Below are 19,717 nucleotides of genomic sequence, written 5' to 3'. Positions count from 1 at the left end.
TTTTCAACCTTTTTTATTGGCGCACACGGCTACAGGACGTATTGATTTCCTTGTCAATCTAAAGGTAAACTATGGAAGGAAAAGGGAGAGACCGTGGGAGGTGTCGCATGAATCAAATCTTTAGTGAAATACCGGGCTTCAGCATGTGGAGCAATGTGGAAGAGATTCATAAAGGCTGGTCAAGTGATAAGAAATATTATGTTCAAACCACTGACGGTAGGGAATTGCTGCTAAGAATAGCGGATATAGCTCATTATAATAGAAGGAAACGTGAGTTTGAAGCTGTAAAAAAGCTGGATCATGTGGAGAATCTTTTAATGTCCCGGCCGCTAGAATTTGGGATTTGCAACGATGGTCAATCGGTCTATTCTATGTTTACCTGGATCGAAGGCGAAGATGCTGAAAAGGTTCTTCCTTCGTTAAACACAGCACAGCAGTATCAACTCGGCGTTCAAGCAGGAAATGCTTTGAGAAAAATGCATAAGGTTTCCGCAGAGCAGGATCAAGCACCTTGGGCCGAATATTATAATGCCAAAATCAACAGATATATTAGAAATTATAAGTCATGCGGCATCCTTTTAAAAGGAGCAGATCAAGCCATCAGCTTTATTGAGCAAAACCGTCATCTACTCGACAATCGTCCCAGGACATTTCAGCACGGTGATTATCATGTGGGTAATATGTTGATTACGCGATCTGGTGAACTGGGAATCATTGATTTTAATAGACTGGATTATGGTGATCCCTGGGAGGAATTCAATCGTATTACCTGGTGTGCGTCTCGAAGCCCCGTATTCGCATCGGGCCGTATCCACGGTTACTTTAACAACGATGTACCCGATTTATTTTTTAAATTAATGGCTTTGTATATTGCAAGTAATCAAATATCATCCATCCACTGGGCGATTCCGTTTGGGAAAAAAGAAGTGGACGATATGGTTCAACGAGCTGAGGAGGTTTTGGAGGCGTATGATTACTTTCAAACCTATATACCCAAATGGTATGTGCCGAGTTACCGCGATTAAGCAAAAGTTCCATTAAAATAATGAAGACCGACGCTCTAAAGAGTGACGGTCTATTTCTACATGCTCTATTATTGTTTCTTAATTTTGTACGTAAATTCCCACACAGCTTGATTACCTGAATAACGACCACGGTTTTCAGTAACCGTGACTCTTAACTTAACGGTAGAACCTTTGGAGGAAATCGTGGAGACCTTTACATTTAATTCATCATACGACTACGAGCTTTTCCTATACATCTGATAAAGAATCTCAAAATTTAGCCTGGATTTCTTTTAAAAACAAATCGGCAGCAGCCGAAAAGACCTGATGCTTTTTCCAAACAATATTTAAGCCAGATTCAAGTCTTGGCTCTAGCGGTTTAAAACAAAGGTTACTATCACTAGACGTATTCACTATTTTATCAAGTGTCAATGCGTAACCAATGCCTTCTTCAACCATAATAGCAGCATTATATGCAAGATTGTATGTAGTGACGACGTTTAATTTATCAAAATCTTCACCAAACCAATCCGCAAATTCATTTTTAGAAAATGTTTGCTTCATTGCTTGTCGCGAACAGATTAGCGGAACATTTATTAAATCTGTTGTTTGAATGGTATCTTTGAAAGCAAGAGAACTGTCTTTTCTCATAACAACGCCCCAAACATCCTTGGCGGGGATATTGATATAATTGTATTTTGATACATCGGCTGGTTGAATTAAAATACCAAAGTCAAGCAGTCCCTTGTCAAGCCGTTCAGTTACATCGTCTTCGTTTCCGCTGTAGAGGTGATACCGTATATTTGGATAACTTAACTGTAAATCTTTTACTACCCGTGCAATCTGTTTCATGGCGTCTGTTTCTCCACCACCTATGTAAACATCGCCACTTATTGTTTCTTCCATGGAACTAAATTCTGCCTCTAATTTATCGATCATATCAACGATTTCTTCTGCTCTCTTTCGCAGGAGCATTCCTTCATCTGTGAGAATGATACTGTGGCTACTGCGAATAAATAGCTTTTTTCCTAACTCTTGTTCAAGTTCTTTTAATTGTCTTGACAAGGTTGGCTGTGTAACATGCAAAAAATTAGCAGCACCCGTCATGCTTCCTTCTCTTGCAACAGTAAGAAAATATCGCAAAACTCTAAATTCCATATATCACTCCTCCTTTATAATGTTTTAGTATATACGTTTCAGAAATGCTTATCAAGCATATCTTGATATAAGATATGAGTATTTGTTATATACAAAAAGCACGCTAAAATAAATAACAGAGAGGTAATATGGTTGCTTATCCTAAAAATTAAGAAAGGGTGTTATTTTAAAATGAAAAAAAAATCTATTATCATGCCTGTACTTACAGTGATAGCACTGTGCTTGGTTTTATCCGCGACCGGCGTTGACGCTGCATACACGCCAGACATGTCCAATGGAGCAGATAACTTTTACAAGAGCGACAAGGTAACCGTGCAGAAGGTTACGTTTAAAAATCAATACAACATGAAGGTTGCAGGGAATCTTTTTATTCCCAAAGGTTTGAATCAGAAAACCAAAAATCCCGCGATCATTGTCGGGCATCCTATGGGCGCAGTAAAAGAACAAAGTGCGAATCTGTATGCCACTAAAGTGGCAGAACGGGGATTCGTTACTTTGTCCTTGGATTTGTCTTTCTGGGGAGAGAGTAAGGGTCAGCCTCGCAACGCTGTTTCGCCGGATATCTATGCCGAGGATTTTAGTGCTGCGGTGGATTTCCTAGGCACCCGGCCGTTTGTTGACAGGGATCGGATTGGTGTTATCGGGATTTGTGGCAGCGGGAGCTTTGCCATTAGCGCAGCCAAGATCGACCCGCGTATGAAAGCCATTGCGACAGTCAGTATGTACGACATGGGTACCGCCAACCGTAACGGGCTTAAAAACTCGCAGACTCTCGAGCAGAGAAAGAAGATTCTCGAAGAGGCAGCGGAGCAACGCTATGTGGAGTTCACAGGCGGTAAAACTAAATACACCAGTGGGACAGTACATGAACTGAATGAAAATTCTACCGCCATTGAGCGTGAGTTTTATGACTTCTACCGCACGCCAAGAGGTGAATTCACTCCCAAGGGCTCGTCACCTGAACTTACGACACACCCGACGCTTACTAGTAACGTCAAATTCATGAATTTTTACCCGTTCGCAGACATAGAGACGATTTCTCCTCGTCCGATGCTTTTCATTACGGGTGAAAACGCTCATTCCAGAGAGTTCAGCGAAGACGCCTACAAGCTGGCGGCCGAACCAAAGGAACTCTACATTGTTCCGGGCGCAGGTCATGTGGATCTGTACGACCGGGTGAATTTAATTCCTTTTGACAAGCTCACATCCTTCTTCAAAGAAAATTTGAAGAAAAAATAAGGCTTGTGTTGAAACTCGTAGAGAGCTTTGCATGCCAATGGTACTTTGAGTGAAACCGCTGTGTGAATCCTGCATATCTTGTCGGGGTTCACACTTTTTTGACTGAATAGAATTTCATACGCTATGTAAATTTTGATGATATTGTTAATAATCACAATAAATTGGAGTTTTTTTATGAGTGCCCGTTGTTACTTGTAAAGTCACGTGTATCGAACAGACTGAGAAGTCTTGAAGATAGGAGTTGTTATTTTGACTAAACGAAATAAATTGTTGATTTTCATATTGACCATAGGGGTCTTCGGCATTTTAAATACCGAAATGGGGGTTATTGGGTTATTGCCTTCCATTGCTGATCACTTTCATGTCACCATACCAAAAGCAGGATGGCTGGTGAGTCTTTTTGCCCTTGGTGTTGCAATATCTGGTCCTATTATGCCGTTATTGTTTTCGGGTATAGATCGAAAGAAGGTTATGTTACTTGTACTTGGTGTTTTCGTGTTGGGGAACATAGTCTCCCTATTTACATCTAGCTTTACCATTACATTAGTTGTTCGTGTAATATTGGCCTTTTTTCATCCTATTTATTGTTCATTGGCATTTACAGTAGCTGCTTCCTCAGTAAGTAAAGAAGAAGCTCCAAAAGCAGTTGCTAAAGTATTTATAGGAGTATCTGCTGGTATGGTAGCTGGCGTACCGATCGCAAGTTTTATTAATAGTACCGTTTCGTATGAAATGGCGATGGCATTCTTTGCTATTGTTAATGTCATTGTATTCATTGCTACATTGATTTTTGTACCATCTATGCCTGTTGAAGAAAGACTTTCTTATGGTACACAATTTTCCGTATTAAAAAAACCTATTATATGGCTTTCCATCGTGATTGTCATTTTATTAAACTCAGCTGTATTTGGAGTTTATAGTTATCTTGCAGAATATCTGAAAACAGTAACGAATATGTCTCCGAATACCATAAGTTTAACGTTATTCATCTTCGGTGGAGCCAATATTATTGGAAACATTGTCGCAGGAAAGTCACTTACTCATAGTGCCACCAAATCTATAGTAACTTTTCCTTTGTTATTGGGTGCTGTTTACATCATTTTATTCTTCACAGGACAGTTTACCGCATCTATGGCAATTATAACTTTAATTTGGGGAATATTGGCTGGAGGGATAATGGCAAATATTAATCAATATTTGATTGCGTCTTCAGCTCCCGAAGCGCCTGATTTTGCCAATGGATTATTTATATCATCCTGTAACGTAGGAACAACATTGGGTGCAGCTGTAGGCGGGTTATTTATATCAGAAATGGGTACACAATACGTCGTATTAGTTGGGATTTTATCGTTACTATTGAGTTTGGTATTTATTTTAATGAGAAACTATATGGGTAGTAGTAGTGTACAAGACAACCTTTTAGATAAGAAATCAATTTAACTTTTTTAGGGTTTGCTAAGGCGTGTCTTCAAACTCAAGCAAGCCAGATCATAATGGAAGCCAGCGTCAAAAAGGCCTTGAACGTATACGCCAATTTATCATATTGAAACGATATGAACCAATTTCCGGTTTGAAGACACGTCCAAGATAAATAATTGTTAATTTTGGTAAAAAAAGAATTTCGCTTCTTATTGCAACACTTTTGTGCGGGAGTGATATTTAAAGGGCATACGATGAATGAAAATGACGCTAACCCACGTGAAACTTGAAGAGGGTTAACGTCTTTTTTACTTTTCTTAGGCCGATTCTCCACTGTCATGACTTAATTGCCATTCAATTCCGAACTTATCTTTAAGGCTACCGTAGCATTTGCTCCAAAATGTTTCTTGAAGCTCCATATTTACGGTCCCGCCTTCTTTTAATTTGTGAAAGACCGATCTGATTCTCTCCTCATCCTTATTGACGAAGGCGAGGCTGATGTTATTCCCAGCAACAAAAGGCATACCGGGAAAAACATCCGAAAACATCATATTACTTCCATCAATGTTGAGCCGTGTGTGCATGACTAAGTTTTTTGCCTCTTCCGGTAGAGGGTGCTCGGGGTTAGGCGGTGCTTCACCGAACGTCATGATTTTTGGCTTCTCCGTACCAAAAACCTCTGCGTAGAACTCCGCTGCTTCACGACAGTTACCATTAAAGTTAAGATAAACATCAACAGACATCTGCTTCACTCCTTTATGGCTGATTTCTTCATAGGCTAAATTCCCATCTATCATTATTAACCTGTACACAAGCAAAAATACCACGTTGGGAATTAAAGGTTCCCGCAAAAAGGCTGCTTGTCCTTAAGCAAACTATTTTGCGGGTTATGCTTATGAATTACCTAGAGGGAAATCAGGTTTGGAGTGGCTGGGTGATAGAGCAGATGACGTGAAATATCCCCGGGATGCTGTACGAAAAGTGGCCCCCAAGCAGGATTGGTGTCGTGCATCAGCTTTAACAGCGACATCATCCGATTAAATATAACTTGCAGATCTGCTTCGCGGGAAAGTCCCTCGGTAATAGCAGCAGCTACCACATGAGCGGCGTAGAAGCCGGAGCGGTGTTCGTCGGTAAGCGAACCGGTGGTTTGCAGCAAGGTACGTAAAAGTGTGGCGACGCTCTCATCCTCGTTTCTCCAGTTTTGGATTTCATTCAGACTGTGATTTTCAAGGCTTGCAAGTTTAGTCTTCATTATGGCTTCAGCCACAATTTGTGCAGAATGTTTTGCTGTGTTAGCGTCGATAGCTCTGCCGTCAAGTTTAATGTTTGACAAATCCTTATCGGTTTCCGATTTAATGACTTCCGCCCATGCTCCAGCTTGGTCAAACTCCAACAGTCCAGTAGCGTAGGCACCCAAGTATCCCCGTAAAATATCTGCGGCGTGTGGATCACGGGCAGGTCCTTCATTTCGAAGTTGAGCTCTTCCCGAAAAAGCGGCATTCATACCCCGGAAATAACCGATTAAACCAATGGCAGCTGCTGGTCCCAGATTCAGGACACCCAATACATCCGACGCGGTTTCATCGATGCGGGAAGCCCAGTAGTCCGGTAGTCCTTGTCCGATATTTTCGCTGTTTAATCGGTTTCTGACGACATTGGTCAACTCTTGAAGCAGGCCCAGATCAGCATGCAAAATGTCATGACCGCATACTTCATGTGGGATACTGGACCAAGCCAGCAGTCCGTTGGTTGCATGTGCAGGAGGAAGACTGATAATCGCTGTTTGTACTTTAAATACTATTGTGGCATCAGCAGGCCATGTGTATGGACCGCTTTCTGGTTCTCCCCATTTCACAAGTGCCGGGATAACACTAAGATCCGGTTCTTTTATTCCTTCGCGATCTTCCGCACTAAGAAAACCATCATACAGGTCACTGACAATTTCCTGGAAAGCATCAGTCGCTAGAGCATTATAGCCTTCTCCGTTTTGGAGAATGCTTTGGGCGATATCCAGCATGAGCCTAGCCGTACTATTTCGATTCGGGTCTTGCAGTAAAATTTCGGTGAAGCCCTGTTGTCCAAGCTCTTCCAGCACTTTAATAAAAGGGCAGGCAACTGTTTCCTGATAAATTTTCGGAAGCTTGGCTTTGGCTGTGTGAAGTCTTCCCATCAATTGGTGATAATCCGTAGGGTCTGGCGGTCCCTGAAGGTTGGAGAGCACAGCTTTCTTTACATTTTCGATACAAACAGACATGTTGGATATATCGGGTTTGTTAACGGTAGTGATGCGATTTCTTTCTAGCATTCCTTGCATAATTAAATACCTCCCAGGTTTTTGAATTAAACTACAACAGGCTGCTTCGTATTCCACAAACGCTTCACTTGACATTTTCCATCACGGAACGTTAAAAGATAGAGATCCGGATTTGTTATTTCCTCTGGAACAAAATCTGGAGCATAGTGATGCAACAAAAGTGTTAGGATCAAGCGATGGGTGACTAACAGAAAGGTGTGTTGACCGCTTTCCAGCAATTCTTCCGTTAGGGTAGTGACCCGGGCAGTAACCATTTCATCGGATTCTTCTTCGGTAATACCTCTTACCCCTTGTTCTCTAAGACGATCTTCAGGACCAGGTCTTATGTTTAATCGTTCTCCAATGATTTCTGCAGTTTGCCAGGCTCGCATATATGGACTGGAAATCAAATGGTCTACATGGAAGCCATCCATTTGCAGCAGAGAATCCGCCAACTGCTCGGCTTGATTGAAACCCTCTGGATTTTTAAGTGGAGCATCGGGTCCATTACCAGTCCCGATACCGTGACGGACCACAAACAGCCTTACGTCATTATTCATCCTGTATCCTTCTTTACTAGGGAAATTAGCCTCATCAGCAGGGAAAAGAAAGCTTTTTTGCAGCCTAAACTAACATGTGTGAGCTCTCACATAATTATGCTCTCCTTTATTTGGCACAGCTTATGCTTCTATTTTCAAAACAAGGAGGCATTATGCCTAAAGTAATGGTATGATAGCGTAGTTACATCTGAACGACGACTAATGGAGTGATCATATGGGTGGAAAAAGCAAAGGCGGCGGAACCGGCAGAGGTACAGGCAGTAAGGGCTGGACACGCTGGAATAAAACAGCGAAGCCTGTCAGAAGAAAAAGCGCTTCTACAAGCGCACCGGGAAGCACGGCAGCAGGAGCTGCAAAAGGCAGCGTTGCCAAACCAAGTGGGAACAAAAGCGGCGGCAGAAGTAAATAAGCCGAGTATGTATAGGGTTGTCTTCAAAAGCGAACATCTGATTATGCATACGTAATCAGATGTTTTTTTAAATAAACCAGTGTAGAATGTACTTTCTTATTTATCCATATATCTCTTACTACGACGTAAATGAGGTGAATCATGCGAATTAACAAGTACATAAGCGAAACGGGATTCTGCTCACGTCGGGAAACGAACAGGTTGATAACCGCCGGGCGAATTACGATTAACGGCAAAGTCTGTGAAGCAGGGGCTCATGTAGAGCCACAGGATATTGTGCTGATCGATGGGGAAGCTATTCCAGTTAATCGTAGTGAGCCTGTATATTTGGCGCTAAATAAGCCTGTCGGCATTGTATGTACGGCAGCGGAGCAGGTGGCTGGCAATATTATTAGTTATGTCAATTATCCTTCACGCATTTTTGCCATTGGCAGGCTGGATAAAGCGTCAGAGGGGCTAATCTTATTAACGAACGATGGAAGCATTGTCAATCAAATGATGCGTTCCGAGCATGGTCATGAAAAGGAGTATGTGGTGACTGTAGACAAGCCTGTTACAGATGAATTTACGCAGGCCATGTCTCGCGGTGTTGAAATATTGAACATCATTACCAAGCCGTGCAAGGTTGATCGTACGGGCGAATACGAGTTTCGAATCATTTTGACACAGGGTCTGAACTTGCAAATTCGTAGAATGTGCAAGGCTCTGGGATACAGGGTGCTAAAGCTGGAGCGTGTTCGAATTATGAATATTACACTGGATCATCTGGAACGGGGGAAATGGAGACATTTAGACAGAGAAGAACTGGAGTTGCTGCTTGCTAAATTGAAATAGTGGATACCACAAAAGTGCATTCCCGGTTAGATTCAGAGACTCATTCCAGCTCTCACGGTTTCATTATCGTATAATGTACTTAGAGCATAACCGAAAAAAGGGAGATGAACGTTATCCATATTTCTCGATTGGATCATTTGGTGTTGACGGTTAAAGATATAGATACAACCTGTGATTTTTATAGCCAAGTATTAGGGATGGAAATGATCACTTTTGGAGAGGGGAGAAAGGCCCTTCGCTTTGGACAACAGAAAATAAACCTGCATGAAGTGGGTAAAGAGTTTGAACCCAAAGCAAAATCCCCCATGTCCGGTAGTGCTGATCTATGTTTTATAACAGATGTCCCACTATCAGAAGTGATTTCCCATTTGGATAGCTTCGGAATACCTGTTGAAGAAGGTCCAGTACAAAGAACTGGAGCATTAGCCCCTATAACATCTGTGTATTTAAGAGATCCTGATGGTAATCTGATCGAAATTTCGAACTATTAATAGTCGTTCCCCTAGCCAAATAGGCGCTTCTGGGTCCAAGTTCCACTCACTAACATCAATGAACGATCAGTCCAGATACGTCTTTATACTGTTCAAAAGAAGGCTACAATACCTGCAATAATATACTATATGCTATTTATCTTAAGATGTATTATTTCATGAGAATACGTTAAAAGGAGTTTTCCTCATGAATATTACATCTGTTTTGATTTACTGTATTATTGCTACTTTTACACCAGGTCCTACCAATATCGTCATATTATCCACAGTGCATAATTTTGGTGCAAAAAAAGCAATGAAATATACGTATGGAGCAACTATTGCTTTTGGTTTATTACTTGTTATTTCTGCTATATTGAATACTATGCTTGTAACGATCATACCGAAAATTTTAATTGTTATGCAGATAATCGGAAGCTGTTATATGTTCTATCTCGCATATCAAGTTTACAAAATGGATACATCCAATCCAACCGTAAACCAAACGGCTACCTTTATGTCAGGCTTCCTTATGCAGTTTTTAAATCCAAAGGTAGTACTATTTACAATGACTGTAATTCCTAGTTTTATTATGCCTCACTATATCGCAATACCTGCGGTGACGATAAGTATTGTCGCTATAACTCTTATTGGATTTTTAGCATTTGTGACATGGGTTCTTTTCGGTACAATCTTCAAGGAGTTTTTACAGAATCATAAAAAGACTGTTAATGTAATGATGGCCTTATTTTTAGCTTATGCTGCCATAATGATATGGATGTAGGTAAGCTTACTTAGAGGTGATTGAAATGGACAAATTTATCTATAAAAAATCAGCAGGTATTACTGCGTTATCAGCAAGTATTACTGAATTTAAGTATAAGAAGCACTCTCACATGGAGTATGCAATAGGCGTAACATTGCGTGGTATTCAACAGTATAACTTGGATGGCAGCCTACAATTATCCTATCAAAATGGTGTTATGCTCTTTAATCCAGAACAGGCACATGACGGAATGGCACATAATGAGGCGGGCCTTGATTACGTCATGCTATATATTGAGCCACAATTGCTTTTAGAGATTATTGAGAAAAAGGATATCGTACGTTTTTCAACTCCTATTGTGTATGATTATAGACTTGAACAAAGAATATTAAGTCTTTCTAATGCAATATTAAGCGAAAAAGATGAGGCTTTGTGTAGCGAATTACTTTTATCCCTGACTGATAGCCTTTTTCAAACTAATCTTTCTACAGGCGATAAGAAGGATAACGCTCTAGTTAGAAAAGCGAAGGATATGATTCATACTGACTTAGAAAATGTACTTAAACTTGACGAGATATGTAAAGAGCTTAATTTATCGAAATTTCAGTTTATCCGATTATTTAATGCTCATACTGGAATCTCACCATACCAATACTTTCTTAACTGCAAGATCGAACGTGCAAAGCAGTTAATAGAAAAAAATGGAGATATTTATTCAGCAGTAGCAGAATGTGGTTTTGTTGATTTAACCCATTTAAATAAACACTTTAAAAGCGTATATGGAACAACAGCATTTGAATATATGTCACATATAAATTGAGGAGGAAGTAGGTTGAAACAAACTACAGACTGGGATTTATTAATTAATTCTATCTCAAATCACACTTCGATACCAAATCAGTTCAGCTAATGTGTACGATAGTTCAAGAAAACAGCGGTAGTACTTTAATTTCCCATCCATGGCTACCGCTGTTTCTATTACTTGGGTTAGTCTAATGTAGTATCGTTTTACTCTTTGACATTATACAAAATAATGCTTGTTTTCATTAACCCATTGAGTAAATGTTCTGGCTGGCTTGCCTGTAACTTGTTCTACTGTCGGTAGAACTGTATAGGCTCCTTTAGGAGGGTTTTTCCCAATCCCTATAATAAAGTATTCAATAAATTCATTGTCATAGCCTTTGCTTTTCCAATCTTGTTTTACTTGTTCTTCTGTAATTTCAACAAGATCAATGTATTTATCTGTAACTGCAGAAATTTGTTTAACCATACTTCTTGGAGACAATGCTTCTGGTCCTGTCAAATCATATGTTCGTTTATCATGGCCTTCTTCTGTCAGTGCCTTTACTGCGACATCAGCGATATCAGCTTCATGAATTCTAGCGCTTAAACTATCGGGGAAAGCCGTACGAATAATTCCTTCTTTTTGGATTGATTCTGCCCAACCACTGTAAAGTGCATTTTTCATAAATTCCACTGGCTTTAATAAAGTCCATTCCATTTCGCTATTTTTAATAACCTCCTCAATTGGGTTCCCTTCAAAATCGATCAGGGCTACTATTCTTGCAACATTAGCTTCTTTTGCCATCTGAATAATTCTTTTGTTTTTTATAAATTTTTCGTCCGATTGTTCACTCTGAGTGATCAGAAACAAGCTATCTATAGTTCGGAGATGTGCTTTTATAGTTTCGGGAATATCAAGATCACCTAGAACTACTTGTGCTCCTTTAGGCAAGTTGCCTTCCTTCCTTGACAATGCCTTTACTTCTATATCTTTTGCAAGTAGTTGTTCAACAATATAACTTCCTACACTTCCTGTTGCTCCTGTAACTAGAACTTTCATTCCTTATATCCTCCCAAGATTAATGATTTAGGCATTACTAAATTTCCAAGTAGCCTTCTTCGTAATATCCACTGCAAATTGATTAGATACTCCTCATGGTCTACTGCTATTTGAAGGTTACTTGGTTATAATAAAGTGTGGTGTAACACCATAGTCAAGGAGGGATTTCATGGAGAATAATGTTCAAACTCATTTAACTTCAGGACAATTTGCAAAAGTGATGGGTATTAGCAAGGATACTTTATTTCACTATGATCGACTTGGAATTCTTTCTCCTGAATTTAAAGCTGAAAATGGGTATAGATATTATTCAATTAATCAAATTGATGTTTTTAAAGTGATTTCAATACTTAAAGAATTAGAAATGCCATTAAAAGAGATAAAAGAATATTTAAATAAAAGGTCACCTCATGAGCTCATTGCCCTACTTGATCATGAAGAGGCAATGCTGAATTCAAAAATTAAACAACTGCAAAAAATGAAAAGTATAATATCAGAGAAGAAACGAATTACCCAAGCAGCAACTGAGATCATTTCAACTGATATGATTATTGAGGAAAATAACGATGAGTTTTTGGTAATAACAGAGGCTGATCCTTATACAAATGATAAAAGCATTTACGATTCTATGATAAAACACGAAAAGTACTTGAACATTTATAGTATTGATGCCTCTCACACAGTAGGCTGGATGAGAGATACAAAAAGAGTTTTAGCAAATGAAACGTTCAATTATGATTATCTTTTTACTAGAGTTAGTAAAAAATCAAATTATTCAAATTTCAAGCGAAAAAAAGGAACATATTTAATCGCGTACCATACAGAGGGATACTCGAGTGTATGTGACACTTATGATCGAATAATAAATTATGCTAATGATAAGAGCATAGAACTACAGGGATTTTTTTATGAGGATGTCTTGTTAGATGATCTTTCAGTTAGAGGTTATGAAGAGTATTTAATTAAGATCTCTGTTCAAATTTTAAAGATGTAGATTAGAAAACAAAGAAAAGGCCGTACTTACTACTATTAATTGGGGTGATCTACAGGTCGCAAAAGATAATGAATGCAAGCACCAAAAAAATACTTGTTGAAAATAGTACCATATCGAACTATAATTTTAGTACGATATGGTACTTTTTTTGAAAAAATGGAGGTGCAAATGAGAATTATAAAAGGAAGATCTGTTTTTTTATCAGCATCCATAGATGCATTGCTGGCTAGAATAGTTTCAAGAAAACACAGGGAATCTGAGGTTGATACTTTAACAGCAACACAAGCAAGGATTTTGTTTTATCTTTGGACGAAAGACGAAATACCTATACATGAAATCTCAAGGATTACCAATCTTCAGAAGTCAACTTTAACGAGTATATTAACTAAGTTGGAAAAAGCAGGACATATCAGTTTTATGCCTTGCCAAACAGACAAACGGAAAACAATAGTTAAAGTAGTGAATAGAAATGAAAATCTAGTGGAATTGAACAAAAAGATTATTGATGAAGTCGGAGAGATTTTTTACAAGGGATTTAGCGAGGATGAAATAGCATTGTATCAAAGTTTCTTAATAAGAACTTTAGATAACCTGATAGAATGCGAGAATGAAAAAAAGTGAGAATCCTAATTCAAATCAAATGATTCCAGACCAGTATCAATAATATATTCAAGGAGAGAGAGTATGAATAAAAAACTAAGAATGGTATCCTTCGCACTTTTAGCAACATTGGCTTTTGCCACACAAAAGGAAAGTTTCGCTGCAGCTGAAAGTCCTCCTACAGATGTTATTAGTATGGCTCCTACCTATAAAGATGTGGTGTATGCAACCGTAACTAATGACGATGGAAAGAAAAAAGAGTTAAAAATGAACATCTTCAAGCCGGAGGGTGTAACCGAAGCAACTCCTGTCTTGGTGTATGTTCATGGAGGAGGATGGCTTATAGGGGACTATCAGGGCGATGATGCTCCTAAAGATGCAAAAAAGGAAACAGCCGCACCACCAAATCGCCCAGCACAAATGACAGGTAGAGCCACAGATCAAGTGGCTACAGATTCAGCATACCAGGTTTTCAAAAAAGTATTAGAGGATAAAATTACTTTTGTTTCCATAGATTATCGGCTAAGTGGCGAAGCTATTTTCCCGGCTCCCATTTATGATGTTAAGGGCAGTATCAGATATCTGCGTGCTCATGCCAAGGAATACGGTATTGATCCAGAAAAAATTGCAGTAGCAGGAAATTCTGCAGGTGGACATCTGGCTACCGAACTTGCTGTTACTAGTGATATAAAAGAGCTTGAAGGTGATGTTGGGGGCAATCTTGAGTATTCAAGCAAAGTAATGGCTGCAGTTGATTTTTACGGTCCAACAGATATGTTTACCATGGGACCTGAGATGGACCCAACCCTGCAATCTCCTGAGGAGGCAGCCGAAACACATGACTCTCCACGAGCAGCTGAAGCCAAACTTCTTGGATTTGATAAAGAAGGACAAGGTGTGGCAGTCCTGAGAGATATTCGGGATAAAAAACAAACCAATTCTCCTTATTGGAAAAAAGTAAAGTTGGCAGAATTGGCAAGTCCTATAAATTATGTATCTTCAGATGACCCACCAATGTTTATTGCACATGGAGGACGTGACAGTTTAGTATCTATTCAACAAAGTTGGAGACTTAGAGATGCTCTTAACCATGCTGGAGTAGAAAATATTTTTATGTCTAACTCTAAAGCTCCTCACGGAGGCCAGGGTGAAGATGTCAATAATGCAGCTATAACCTGGGTAACCAAAAAATTGCTTAATAAATGAGCTATTCTAAATATTCATGTTATCTTATTAAAAAAAGGGAGCCTCATTTGTGGAGGTTCCCTTACCCATTGGATATCAAGATGAAATTGTTGCTTGAACGGAAGATGCCGACCGAACAATAGGATCAGATCATTTTGTAGCGGAAAATGCTCATATGTGAGACGGCTTGATGATTTTAGAGTTCTACCCTGTGGGGTAGGGCTTTTTTTGGTTCGTTCTATTTAATAAATAGTCTGTGCTTGTTTGGTGGAAATTAGAAGGCAGTACTTCAATTATTTTCTAGTGAAATATTCGCTAAAATTCAATATTGATATTTCCAATAGGATATTCTTATTTTTGGGGAACAAAATGCATCTACGGATCCTAAATTTACGCAAAGTCTGTATCAAGAAGGAGAAGATGATATGAGTATATTGGAGGATTTATATTACGGCAAATGGTATCCAAGTGAACGAAGCAAACCGAAGAACCCTGAACTTGAACTAACCCATCAGAAAATATCCGCTTCTATGGAAACTCTAAAAGCAAGATTGCCAGAACACGATTATAAGTTAATTGAAGAACTATCTGATTTAAATGATGTCCTAATTTCTATATTATCTGCTTCGGATTATATTTCTGGGTACAAAACGGGAGTTTTGATGATGTTAGAAATATTTGATGGGAAAAATTATCTAAACTAAGGTATACCTTTGTAAAGTAAAGGGAAAGAAAACTTATACAAAATAGAGTTAAAAGGCCATGGCCGGACGCTATAGCGTACCGGCTTATTTAATATGAGATGGTTTTTAATCTTATGATCATATAACTGAAATAAGATATATTTTCACGATATTCAGCAGAAGATGAGGAGTTATAGAAGGTGTTTTTTTATAATTAAGAGGGAGCTGTATTTAATTATATAAGTCATAGGTCATAGGGATTAAGTCTTCTTATTCTTATAACAATTAGGAGTGGAGATGGTTTTCCATAAATTTGAATAATGTTATTATGTCTTAACGAACCTAAACCGAGGTAAATTATGACAACCATTAAAGTGACACCTGAACAACTTATAACTGTCTCTAAGAAATTTGATCTTGCACAGCAAACCGTGATGAAAATGAATAGTCAATTATCGCAGCAAATTTCGTTTATGGAACGATTTTGGGATGGCATAACGAAGGAGCAATTCTACTACAGCTTTCATATTTCACAAAAGAATATGGATGACTTTGTTACACTAACTGATTCAATTTCAAAAGAATTGCGCCATCATGCGGATAAATTCAGATTAGCTGATCTGATGGAAGCAGGCAATATTGACACGGGTTGTTTACCTCCTCCACCTAATTCATGTGCTGTTCCTACTCCAGATACACGAAATGCATTTCAGAAATCGGCAGATAGCTTAACTGAACTGGGTCAGGATTTTGTAGACGCTAATTCAGAACGCTATGAGAAGAAATTCGATTCAGTGTGGAGCTTCATGGATTATATGACGTATGGTATTCCAAAAGGAATGTATCAAGGGTACATGGAACGGGCAGCCGTGCAAAATAATTCGTGGAATGACAAACTCAATTTTGCTACATTTGGTGTGACAGACATGATTCAGGGTGCATTTAATCCCACCAATGCATGGTCAAAGGAACATATGGCAAATATGATCGGTACAGCAGGTTTGATGATAGGTTCTACGACTACCAAAGCGCTGATTAAGCCCAAGAATATTTTGGAAGGGTCTGTTAAATATGAAGTTACCAAGAATACGACTAATGTTTTAAAAGAAAGCGAACAGCACCCTGGTTTTAACACAGAGACAAGAGATGGAAAAGGCTTTACTGGTGCTGGTTCAAAGAATTATGATACATTTGCAGAAGCAGAGTACCAATCAATAAGAAATTTAAAGATGAATGATATTGAGGAAGTTGCTCGCAATACAAGTCTTAGTATTGATGAAATAATAACTATGAAAAAGCATCTATTCTTTGGTAAACATGAAGTACCTCAACCGGGAGGACTAGAATTTAGGCTTGAGCGATTTACTGCTGATGATGAGATTGCTTTTGCTTGGAAAACAGCACAAAAAGGAGAATTATCTCTGGAACAAAAAATGTGGTTTAAGCAATTGGCTGAGCATGAGCTAACAGAGCGTAAATTAATGGCGGAAGGTCAGAAGTACCGCACGCTTGAATCTTGGAATCAAGAAAAGGGAACATACGAAGGTTATCCGCCCGGTGCTCATGAAAATGCCCCTTCTCAACCGAACAAGTCCTTTCCAGGATATGAAGATTATTATTTTAAAAATATGTTTAAATAAGCGAGGTTAAACTAATTGGGAAGAATACTTAATCAAGCTGTAGAGCGTTTGTCCTCGATTCATTTTGAAAGTTTAGGGGATCAGGTGTGTGATTCACACCATATTTTGATTAGTGAATATTTCAGAAGAGTCAATGCATTTATAGAATCTTCATCTGTTGCTGTCAATAAGTATCCTATATTTAGTATTGCTAGTGTGCTTGGAAAAACAGTTAGCCTTGATGTATCTAAAGTTTGCCCCAAACTTGAAGAGCTAGAGAACATATATATCAAAGCTTTGAGTTACTGTTACTTGGAAATTTCCGCATTAGCCGATGAAGGGGTCAAAGAAGCATTAGATCATATAGATTTGTATGAACCCATGATTAAATTCTTTGAAAGAGGGGGCAGTTTCTATATACGCCAAGGTGAAATACTTGTGGGTAGGTCGGCTTATCCTTTAAACTACTGGCGTAATTTAAACATTCCCATTCAAGATATTAGTGATGTAACTTTGAATAAATTAGATAATGAACACATATGAAATAGAATAATTTAAGAGTAAAAAAGATCATTTCTAACTAAGTTAGTTGAAATAAGGGAATTTTAGATCGAAAAAGCGGAAGGAAAATGTTCAATAGATGGAGTTGGAAAATTTGCTAGAAGAAAAAAACCCCATAGTTTTATATCATGCAATGGCACATATCGGAAAAGAAGGCTTTCGTACAGAGAAAATAATAAAAAAATTAAGTGAATTATCTTTAAAAAGGGACCCCCAAGATAAGCTATTAGGTCATTATAAGGTGGGGGACTTAGCTATAGCGACTTTGATAAAACTTGGAGAAAAAGAAGATGAAATATCTGGATTTAAAACTTTAGATGAATTTGAAAAAAAGATGGTTTTCCGTCTATTTGAAGAAATCGAATGGTAAGCCTCCTGTTTATATAGATAATTTTTTTTCAATCCTATGTGGAACAAAGAGGAACACAAAGAAAAAGAGGCTATCTCCTGTGCAGAGTTTTTTCTGCAAAGGGGACAGCCTCTTTTTGCCGACCCATGACATAAGTTCTTGCATTATCAACCATACTATAACAATCTGAGGTCTACGGCTGAGGCTTGTTGTTTCTCGTATCCTGGAGGCGACCCAGTACGATTTGTACGGCAATCGCATCGTCCAGATAACCTAATGGAAATACATAATCGGGGATGATATCTGTGGCGGAGACGAAGTACAACAAGCCGCTGCCGAGGATCGAGCGCTCCTCCAGGGTGATGTTATCGCTACTGTAGAGCTGATACATTCTCTTGAGCTCCTCAATGAACGGTCCCGCGCCGTTGACGCTTTTTACTTTACCGTGAAAGTCATTGTGGATAATCTGTGCCCCTTCTTCGGTTAGAACATAGGGTTCGTATTTGCTCAGTTCTTTCTGAACCAGCTCGGCAGTAAACTGGTGGTCCATGAGGTTGGAGGCTTGAAGAATTTCTTTAATGCTGTTGATGGAGGAGTAGATATCGTTCGGCTGGTTCTGATGAATAGGGGGAGCGGGAGCACCATAACCAGCAGCTTGGAAGAGTGGAGCGGAAGGAACATCAAGATGAAGGGCAAAAGCTTCCAGATGTTCAGGCTTGGCTTTTTGCTTCCCGTTAACGATCCGCGATATCGTGGCCGTATCAATGCTGGTAGCGGCGCTTAGCTTGCGCATAGACAAAGAACGTTCTTTCAGCAAGGAGAGCAGTGTCTCGCCCAGTGTGGCGTTTCTCTTCGCATCGGACATTTGCAGTTCACCTCACCTTGTATTGGTGTTGAATCGAATGTTGAGGGAATCTCAACATTTTTAGAAATGATGAGCACCTTTTTGCAATATGCTCAATAGTATGACTGTAAACCGACAACAAGGAGTGAGACACCCATGGTTGCATGGCTTTTAATTTTTGGCTTTGCGGTATCATCCAGTCTGGATAATTTGGGGGTTGGAATATCTTATGGGATTCGGGGTATCCGTATTAACTATTTATCAAATTTTATCATTGCGGTTATCTGTTTTATTCTTAGCATGACAGGGATCATATCCGGTCAGTGGCTGGCGAAGATTCTTCCGGGCGTATTACCCGTCCTGATTGGAGCGCTATTGCTGTTCATTGTTGGTGCCCGCATCATTCTGCTGGCAGTACCGCGTAAGAAGCAGGAATCCAGCCAGGACGGTGAAGAAGCCAGGGAGGTTGCGCCAGGCGGATCACTCGAAGGAATTCTGCAAAATCCAGAAACCGTGGATAAAGACAAATCAGGCTCTATAGGGTACCTTGAGGCAGTGGTGTTGGGGGTTGCACTTGCCGCTAATGCCGTTACGAATGGGATCGGTGCAGGTCTGATGGGAATGTCACCGCTTGCGATCTCTCTGACCGCAGCAATCGGCAGTTATATCACGGTCTGGCTTGGTGTGATCCTGGGACAAAAAGTGTCGGCGATTCGCATCGGCTCGTTCACATTAGGTCAGTTCAGCACAGTCTTAAGCGGAGTTATCATTATTTTGATTGCTTGCAATTCCTTCTTTAAGTAAGTAAGCGCACCGCTAATTCAAAGTCATCCATCCACTGTTGCAGTGGAGAGATGGCTTTTTCTTGTGCGCCCGGCATGGGC

The 19,717-nt window shown here is 39.4% G+C and carries 22 protein-coding genes; 16 read left to right on the top strand and 6 right to left on the bottom strand.

Annotation, left to right across the window (positions count from 1 at the left end; genetic code table 11):
* Window positions 1–107: 107 nt before the first annotated feature.
* Window positions 108–1,025: an aminoglycoside phosphotransferase family protein gene (locus BAZ21_RS13710; RefSeq protein ID WP_068501446.1), complete on the top strand. Its 918-nt coding sequence runs from the start codon at window positions 108–110 to the stop codon at window positions 1,023–1,025.
* A gap of 249 nt (window positions 1,026–1,274) precedes the next feature.
* Here the strand turns inward: BAZ21_RS13710 and BAZ21_RS13705 are convergent, their stop codons facing one another.
* A complete protein-coding gene (locus BAZ21_RS13705) occupies window positions 1,275–2,162 on the bottom strand; it encodes a LysR family transcriptional regulator (protein ID WP_068501443.1) in 888 nt (295 codons plus the stop codon).
* A 171-nt stretch (window positions 2,163–2,333) separates the two neighbouring features.
* On the opposite strand from BAZ21_RS13705, the gene BAZ21_RS13700 reads away from it, so the two are divergent.
* Together BAZ21_RS13700 and BAZ21_RS13695 are read left to right on the top strand one after the other, a co-directional pair.
* Window positions 2,334–3,401 (top strand): alpha/beta hydrolase, encoded by a 1,068-nt coding sequence (locus BAZ21_RS13700; RefSeq protein ID WP_068501441.1) that lies wholly within the window; start codon window positions 2,334–2,336, stop codon window positions 3,399–3,401.
* 249 nt (window positions 3,402–3,650) lie between these two features.
* Window positions 3,651–4,841: an MFS transporter gene (locus BAZ21_RS13695; RefSeq protein ID WP_068501439.1), complete on the top strand. Its 1,191-nt coding sequence runs from the start codon at window positions 3,651–3,653 to the stop codon at window positions 4,839–4,841.
* Between the two features lie 296 nt (window positions 4,842–5,137).
* Here the strand turns inward: BAZ21_RS13695 and BAZ21_RS13690 are convergent, their stop codons facing one another.
* The 3 genes from BAZ21_RS13690 to BAZ21_RS13680 all read right to left on the bottom strand — a co-directional run bounded on the left by BAZ21_RS13690 (window position 5,138) and on the right by BAZ21_RS13680 (window position 7,676).
* Window positions 5,138–5,563, bottom strand: a complete 426-nt coding sequence (locus BAZ21_RS13690) for a VOC family protein (RefSeq protein ID WP_068501436.1) — start codon at window positions 5,561–5,563, stop codon at window positions 5,138–5,140.
* Window positions 5,564–5,724: 161 nt separating this feature from the next.
* On the bottom strand, window positions 5,725–7,137 hold the full coding sequence (locus BAZ21_RS13685; protein ID WP_068501433.1) for a hypothetical protein: 1,413 nt from the start codon (window positions 7,135–7,137) through the stop codon (window positions 5,725–5,727).
* Between the two features lie 26 nt (window positions 7,138–7,163).
* Complete coding sequence (locus BAZ21_RS13680) at window positions 7,164–7,676, bottom strand: histidine phosphatase family protein (RefSeq protein WP_068501430.1); 513 nt, start codon at window positions 7,674–7,676, stop codon at window positions 7,164–7,166.
* 214 nt (window positions 7,677–7,890) lie between these two features.
* Here BAZ21_RS13680 and BAZ21_RS13675 point away from each other — a divergent pair, with 214 nt between their 5' ends.
* The 5 genes from BAZ21_RS13675 (at window position 7,891) to BAZ21_RS13655 (ending at window position 10,975) form a co-directional block, all read left to right on the top strand.
* Complete coding sequence (locus tag BAZ21_RS13675) at window positions 7,891–8,085, top strand: DUF3934 family protein (protein WP_084011635.1); 195 nt, start codon at window positions 7,891–7,893, stop codon at window positions 8,083–8,085.
* 141 nt (window positions 8,086–8,226) lie between these two features.
* Entirely contained in the window at window positions 8,227–8,919 is a 693-nt protein-coding gene (locus tag BAZ21_RS13670; RefSeq protein WP_068501423.1) for a pseudouridine synthase, read from the top strand.
* A gap of 104 nt (window positions 8,920–9,023) precedes the next feature.
* Window positions 9,024–9,410, top strand: coding sequence for a VOC family protein (locus BAZ21_RS13665; protein ID WP_218061427.1), 387 nt, complete (start codon window positions 9,024–9,026; stop codon window positions 9,408–9,410).
* A gap of 187 nt (window positions 9,411–9,597) precedes the next feature.
* Entirely contained in the window at window positions 9,598–10,173 is a 576-nt protein-coding gene (locus tag BAZ21_RS13660; protein WP_068501420.1) for a LysE family translocator, read from the top strand.
* Between the two features lie 25 nt (window positions 10,174–10,198).
* Window positions 10,199–10,975 carry an AraC family transcriptional regulator gene (locus tag BAZ21_RS13655; protein ID WP_068501416.1) on the top strand — a complete coding sequence of 259 codons (777 nt, stop codon included), beginning with the start codon at window positions 10,199–10,201 and terminating at the stop codon, window positions 10,973–10,975.
* 201 nt (window positions 10,976–11,176) lie between these two features.
* Here BAZ21_RS13655 and BAZ21_RS13650 read toward each other — a convergent pair whose 3' ends face one another.
* Window positions 11,177–11,998, bottom strand: coding sequence for an SDR family oxidoreductase (locus BAZ21_RS13650; protein ID WP_068501412.1), 822 nt, complete (start codon window positions 11,996–11,998; stop codon window positions 11,177–11,179).
* 169 nt (window positions 11,999–12,167) lie between these two features.
* Between BAZ21_RS13650 and BAZ21_RS13645 the strand changes: the two genes are divergently transcribed.
* From BAZ21_RS13645 to BAZ21_RS13615, 7 genes are all read left to right on the top strand, one after another.
* Complete coding sequence (locus BAZ21_RS13645) at window positions 12,168–12,992, top strand: MerR family transcriptional regulator (RefSeq protein WP_068501409.1); 825 nt, start codon at window positions 12,168–12,170, stop codon at window positions 12,990–12,992.
* Window positions 12,993–13,160: 168 nt separating this feature from the next.
* Window positions 13,161–13,613 carry a MarR family winged helix-turn-helix transcriptional regulator gene (locus BAZ21_RS13640; protein ID WP_025718962.1) on the top strand — a complete coding sequence of 151 codons (453 nt, stop codon included), beginning with the start codon at window positions 13,161–13,163 and terminating at the stop codon, window positions 13,611–13,613.
* Between the two features lie 63 nt (window positions 13,614–13,676).
* Window positions 13,677–14,798 (top strand): alpha/beta hydrolase, encoded by a 1,122-nt coding sequence (locus BAZ21_RS13635; RefSeq protein ID WP_068501406.1) that lies wholly within the window; start codon window positions 13,677–13,679, stop codon window positions 14,796–14,798.
* Window positions 14,799–15,202: 404 nt separating this feature from the next.
* Window positions 15,203–15,481: a DUF6809 family protein gene (locus BAZ21_RS13630; protein WP_068501403.1), complete on the top strand. Its 279-nt coding sequence runs from the start codon at window positions 15,203–15,205 to the stop codon at window positions 15,479–15,481.
* A 338-nt stretch (window positions 15,482–15,819) separates the two neighbouring features.
* Window positions 15,820–17,100 carry a WXG100 family type VII secretion target gene (locus BAZ21_RS29650; protein WP_084011633.1) on the top strand — a complete coding sequence of 427 codons (1,281 nt, stop codon included), beginning with the start codon at window positions 15,820–15,822 and terminating at the stop codon, window positions 17,098–17,100.
* Between the two features lie 15 nt (window positions 17,101–17,115).
* Window positions 17,116–17,622 carry a hypothetical protein gene (locus BAZ21_RS13620; protein WP_141694974.1) on the top strand — a complete coding sequence of 169 codons (507 nt, stop codon included), beginning with the start codon at window positions 17,116–17,118 and terminating at the stop codon, window positions 17,620–17,622.
* Between the two features lie 97 nt (window positions 17,623–17,719).
* Window positions 17,720–18,010 carry a hypothetical protein gene (locus tag BAZ21_RS13615; RefSeq protein ID WP_256020935.1) on the top strand — a complete coding sequence of 97 codons (291 nt, stop codon included), beginning with the start codon at window positions 17,720–17,722 and terminating at the stop codon, window positions 18,008–18,010.
* 172 nt (window positions 18,011–18,182) lie between these two features.
* Here BAZ21_RS13615 and BAZ21_RS13610 read toward each other — a convergent pair whose 3' ends face one another.
* A complete protein-coding gene (locus BAZ21_RS13610; RefSeq protein ID WP_068501396.1) occupies window positions 18,183–18,854 on the bottom strand; it encodes a DUF1232 domain-containing protein in 672 nt (223 codons plus the stop codon).
* A 135-nt stretch (window positions 18,855–18,989) separates the two neighbouring features.
* Between BAZ21_RS13610 and ytaF the strand changes: the two genes are divergently transcribed.
* The gene (gene ytaF, locus BAZ21_RS13605) at window positions 18,990–19,637 is read left to right on the top strand and encodes a sporulation membrane protein YtaF (RefSeq protein ID WP_068501391.1); all 648 of its coding nucleotides are present in this window, start codon (window positions 18,990–18,992) and stop codon (window positions 19,635–19,637) included.
* The last annotated feature ends 80 nt before the right edge of the window (window positions 19,638–19,717 follow it).

It is taken from the genome of Paenibacillus kribbensis, from assembly GCF_001705305.1.
Lineage (GTDB): Bacteria > Bacillota > Bacilli > Paenibacillales > Paenibacillaceae > Paenibacillus > Paenibacillus kribbensis_B.
This window is presented reverse-complemented; position numbering and strand designations above follow the sequence as displayed.